This is a genomic window from Candidatus Darwinibacter acetoxidans (genome assembly GCF_041936445.1).
GTDB lineage: Bacteria > Bacillota > Limnochordia > Darwinibacteriales > Darwinibacteriaceae > DTU010.
This window is the reverse complement of the sequence record NZ_JBHGXH010000014.1, coordinates 1-4,910: the sequence shown is the minus strand read 5'-3', so window position 1 is coordinate 4,910 and position 4,910 is coordinate 1. Positions and strand designations below refer to the sequence as shown.

Below are 4,910 nucleotides of genomic sequence, written 5' to 3'. Positions count from 1 at the left end.
GTGAAGCCTGCTTTCTAAATCCGATATTTCGTCATGCAAATCTTGAACTTCGTCCTGCAACGACTGTATGGCAGCATCCTTTGCCTCAACCTCTGCCGCCAGGTCGCCGTTTTCCGCAAGCAACCCGGCGACTTGATCTTCAAGCGCCTCAATCCGGTCCTCATGCTCCAGCACCATAGCATTTATATCCTCTTGGCTAAACTCCGGCTCGCCACCCACTATTAGCGGGATGCCTACAACTAAAATTGCAACGGACAGGGCAATAAGAAACTTTTTCAAAATTATCACCTCCCTGTCCCAATTATATGGCGTTTTCTACAATTCTTCCAGTGTTTTCTTCGATCGTTGCGCGAACCGTCCGGGCTACAACCTTTATACCCGCGCTGCGCCGTTTATCTTGAAATACCTTGAACTCTTCGCGGACTCTTTTGGCGTCAAATTCTTTTTGGTCCTGATCCATCAGCAAAGCCATTTTAAGCAAGTTTTTATCATCAGCGAATCGCCCTATTTTTTCATCAGCCATTGCTTCAATTAAATCATCTTCCGCAATTTCCGCCGCGAAGAGATTTTCCGGCATGAGTTCGGGCCGAATGGGCCACACTCCCTGCAGCCATTCTTGCCGCCTTTCGCTCGCGCCCGGCCCGGTATCATAATAGCAGTGTTCTATATCTCCGGTATCTTTGTCAGCTATTACCCAGCAGAACATTTTGATGGGCCCCCTTATGCTGCAATGTAGCGCCATCGAACAACGTAATTGTGTGGATCGGTTCCTTCGTTTCTAAGTAAAAACCGGCCTGTTGTTCCCGTGCTGGTATAATTCTGAGCATTTACGCTAAGCAAAACAGAAGCCTCTGAATACACGTTGGGGAAAAAGCTATAGTCTGCCATGCTGATGGATATGACTCCTTTTACAGCTAAACTCCCGCTCGCACTGCTCGTCCCGGTCGCTACCTTTGTTCTCGTCACCGCCCCGTTCCGAATGTCCGCCGCCGGGATGCCCCTCGTGCTGCCCCGATACAGCCCGCCGTCGTAGCGGAGGTCGCCGTAGGCCCTTACCGATCTGTCCGAATCAAGCAACAGCCCCACGCTGCTTCCGTCCCCAGGGCAAAGCCTGATCTGTCCGGGGTAGGTTGGATCCGAATTGCTGAACAATAAAATCCTTGCCCCATCTCCACCATCGTGGCTATCCCAGATCATATAGCGGCGGCCAGTTGCGCGGATTACCCGCAGCGCTCCAGCAGGGTTTATGTCGTACCCGAAGTAAGGAAAGCGGATAGGATAATTACCACGCATTCTAAGCTCTGTACCGTCGCACAAGATAGGGCCATAAGCAAACAATGTCCCATCGACCAGCAAGTTGCCGGCAGTATTGGTTCTGAATGCGGCTGTAGAAAGCAAGCCATCCACCTGCACGTCGCCGTAGAACCGCGCGCTGTTATCCGAACGAAGAACTGCTGTAATAGAGCCGCCCGAATAAAGCCGCAGCTGCCCGGGGTAAGTCGGATCATTTTCATTGTAGACGTAAATCATGGCGCCGTTCTCTTCACCTTCGCCTGACCGCAGCATTAAAAATCTGCGATCTGCTATATTCGCGGTGCGGATAACAGCGTTGTCCGGGTTCGATGTTACGAGGTAGGGCAGGTTAATTTTGCCGCGGGGGTCGATCATGATGCCTTGTTTTGTCAGCGCGGTGATGACGTTGCCCGCGTCATCGTGCAGGCTCACGAAGGGCAAGCCGCTCTCTTCGCCGAGCTCGACATGGGCGCCCTGGCGGTTTCCGGCCCAGAGATGGTCAAACTCGCCGGTCATGCCAAGGATATTCAAGCCAACGATGTTTGGCGAATAGAGCGTGGTGCCGTCGATAAGCGTGCCGCCGGTGTAGGTGCCGTCGGCGAGGGATTTTAAGGCCTGGTTGGCCTGAAGCGGGTCGTAGCCGGGGTCGAAGCCCACACCTGGGCCAATGTGCAGCCGGTCGCCGGTGAAGGTGCCGGCCACAACCTCCTCGGCATGAAGCTGAAAGCCGCTTGACGTCATCCCCACGCGCTCTTCCCAGGGATCTATCGGGCTGTCCCTTTTGCCCAGGACCAGAGCCGCCTCACCATCCCTGGCCACGGCATGGATCTTGCCCAGAGCTGTCTCGGGATCGCCCGTGTCCAGCACGCGGAAACCCTCGTCGTCCATGACTACTTCACCGCCACCAGCCCTGATCTGGTTCTGGACCGCGTCAATCACGCCATCGAGGGCGCTGGCCGGAAGGGTGCCGTCGGGGTTGATGACACGGGACCGGTCCCATACACCAGACCTGCCGTCAGCGTGCTTCACACGCCGCTCGATGTCGCTGATGCGCTCACCCTGAACCGGGCGGAAATTCCCTAGCTCAATTTCGGTACTCCCTGGATCTTTCCGCCGCCGCATAATGCGGATTACCCGGGCGGCCAGCGGTGAGATGTCTGGCAGGATGATGTAACAAGTGTCGCCCAAGCGCACTTTTTCATGTTCAAAGCCGGGGATCTGCTCCAGGTCCGCCACCGTCGCCTTGATGTTCACCAGAGGTTCATTCCTCTTCTGGAGCTGCCGCCATGTTTCCCAAAGAAGCGCCTGCGGGCTTTGTGCCTGGCTGTCGTACTCGCCGAACACGTGCTTAAAATCTCCTACCCCCGGATCGTAGCGTCCGTAAGCCTGCCGGGCTGCGTCGTCGCCTACCCAGAGCTGGCCCAGGGGCTTGTCGCATGGCGCCGGAGATGTCGGGCCGCCGGGATGGAGCTCCGCTCCCTCGCCTTTGACCCATTCCACATCGGCGAAGGTCAGGCGCTCCGTTTCTTCTCCGTCTTCCGGTATGCTCTCTCCCTGGCCCCACCCGTAGAGAGCGGTCACAACCGCAGAGCGGTTCAGAGTGATGTCGATGTCCCGAATGTCGCGGCCAAACTCAAAGCGTTTGCCGGTAACGTCACCGCGCCGGGTGAGCAGATCGATGTATTTGTGCGCGATCCGGGCGCCACTGATGTCCACGCGAAAGCGCAGCTCGCCGCCCCAGTAATCGGCAATCTTCGCCACGGCAGTCCAGGGGCTCACGTGCTGAAAAGACACGGTGCGGCTGGCTTGGGGTTCCACGATCCCCGGCTCCCAGCCGGTGCCGGCAAGCACCCGGGTAAGTGCGGTCAGGGCTGACCCCTCACACGCGCCGCTCATAAACTCCATACCTGCGAGGGCGTAGTAAGCGTGGTCGCAGACGGCTTCGACCGTATCGATTCTGTCGCGCACTTCGGTAATCTCGTAAAGCTGCCAGTTATGGTCCATGTCCTGGCAGGCCACGAAATTGCTTTCCTTGATATGCTCCGCCCACTCCGCGTCGGATGGGTAGGAAAAAATCAGGCGGTGTTCGCCGTTCAGATCGTCGATCTCTGTCGGTGTCACCAGACCCGGCAGCAAGCGTCCGATCTGTTTTTGTGCGCGGTCAAATAAAAGCATCTCCATCAGCTAAATCCACCTCTCGCAGTATTCGACGGTGAGCGGCACGCCCGCAGGTTCCGTGATGAACGAAAACTTGCCGGGCGGCAGGGTAGGGTAAGTTGACGCAGCGGTCACGTAGACGCGTGCGTCGACGCCATTAATCAGGGCTAGGCGCCGGGCGGTGTCGATGGTAACGATGTCGCCCTGGTCAAGTTCGCGGTCAATCAAAAAATAGCCACTGATTCCGGCCACCTCAACCCGCAAAAAGTCAGCTGCTGCCGGCATGGTCGCAGTGATCAGTGCCGGGCAAGGTGCGGTCCCGGCGTTTACAGCGGGGAAGACGTCGGCAACTTTCGTCTCCATGGCGTAGGCAAAAGGGTCGGGTGCGATAAAGTTTACCTCGATGATCCCGATTTTGTTCATCAGGCGGTCAAAGTCGATGATGCCTTGCGGCCTGGCCATGTAGTATTTGTCCGGTTCGTAGTCGTAGATAAAGCGCTTGACTTCGCCCACATTCAGCCAGGCGGCAACTTCCCGGGCGTGGCTGAAAAGCTCTTCCGGCGTGCCGTGCTTCATCACGAATTGCACCTTGATCGTGCAGGGCTGCAGGTCACGCCCGAAGTCGTGAGCACCGTCCATGCCAGGCACGCTCAAGAGGCGGTCCGTGGTGCCGGGAAGCAGCGGAAAGAATACGCGCAGAACGCGAAAGATGCCCAGGTCCGGATCGTCTGCTCGCCTGCCGTTAAAGGTAAACATTAGATCCCCCCCTGCAGGGCCGGACGGCTCCTGGAGTTGTCATAGAGTGCTTCGTCGATGGTGCGCCCTACCTCCGGCTCGCGAAGGGCACGGAGGAGGAATTGCTTGATTGCGGTCTCGTCAGTGCCGGCGGGGAGGCCGGTGAAGTTTAAGTTGAGATTGACGTCTTGAGCGGCCAGGGGTTGCGCTCCCGTTCCAGATGAGGCTACGGCCGGGGCTACGTGCAGAGGGAGCGCTGCAAGCTCCGGCAGCCTGATGCTGCGGTATGCTTGCTCAATCTCTTTTGCGCCAGCCCAGACTTGATCGACAAGGGACGGCGAATGGCGGGTGAAGGGATTCAGCTTATTCAGCAGTCCCACAACGTTGTTGCTGAACCACGCACTCAGGCTGCCGAAAATATTTCGCATCCCGGTCCAGAGCGAGCTGATGATGGCTGCGCCCCACTGCAGGGCCCGGCCTGGCAGCGCCTTGATGGTGTTGGTCATGTTGCTGACGAAGCTTCGGGCGAATTCCAACGCTTTGCCGGGTAGCTTTTTAAGCCAGCTGATGATCCCGTTTACTAGGTCGGGGATGATGGAATGTCCCACCAGGGCGTTGTAGAGGTTTTTGAAAAAGTTCACGATGCCGGTAACTAGGCCGGAGATGAAGCCCCAAACGGCATTGACCATGCCGCCGACGAAATCGACCAGCCCTTGCCCAGCCTT

4 protein-coding genes and 1 pseudogene are annotated in these 4,910 nt (G+C 57.4%); all 5 read right to left on the bottom strand.

The annotated features are described in order from the left end of the window. A pseudogene (locus ACE4YL_RS00460) lies at nucleotides 1-279 on the bottom strand (hypothetical protein); the annotation flags it as partial. 22 nt (nucleotides 280-301) lie between these two features. Beyond that, complete coding sequence (locus ACE4YL_RS00455; protein ID WP_461368982.1) at nucleotides 302-706, bottom strand: hypothetical protein; 405 nt, start codon at nucleotides 704-706, stop codon at nucleotides 302-304. A 14-nt stretch (nucleotides 707-720) separates the two neighbouring features. Continuing rightward, nucleotides 721-3,474, bottom strand: coding sequence for a phage tail spike protein (locus ACE4YL_RS00450; RefSeq protein WP_461368981.1), 2,754 nt, complete (start codon nucleotides 3,472-3,474; stop codon nucleotides 721-723). A gap of 3 nt (nucleotides 3,475-3,477) precedes the next feature. Beyond that, nucleotides 3,478-4,206 (bottom strand): distal tail protein Dit, encoded by a 729-nt coding sequence (locus ACE4YL_RS00445; protein WP_461368980.1) that lies wholly within the window; start codon nucleotides 4,204-4,206, stop codon nucleotides 3,478-3,480. Continuing rightward, nucleotides 4,206-4,910 (bottom strand): phage tail protein (locus ACE4YL_RS00440; RefSeq protein ID WP_461368979.1); only part of this gene is annotated, 705 nt, incomplete at its 5' end. The genes ACE4YL_RS00440 and ACE4YL_RS00445, both read right to left, overlap by 1 nt.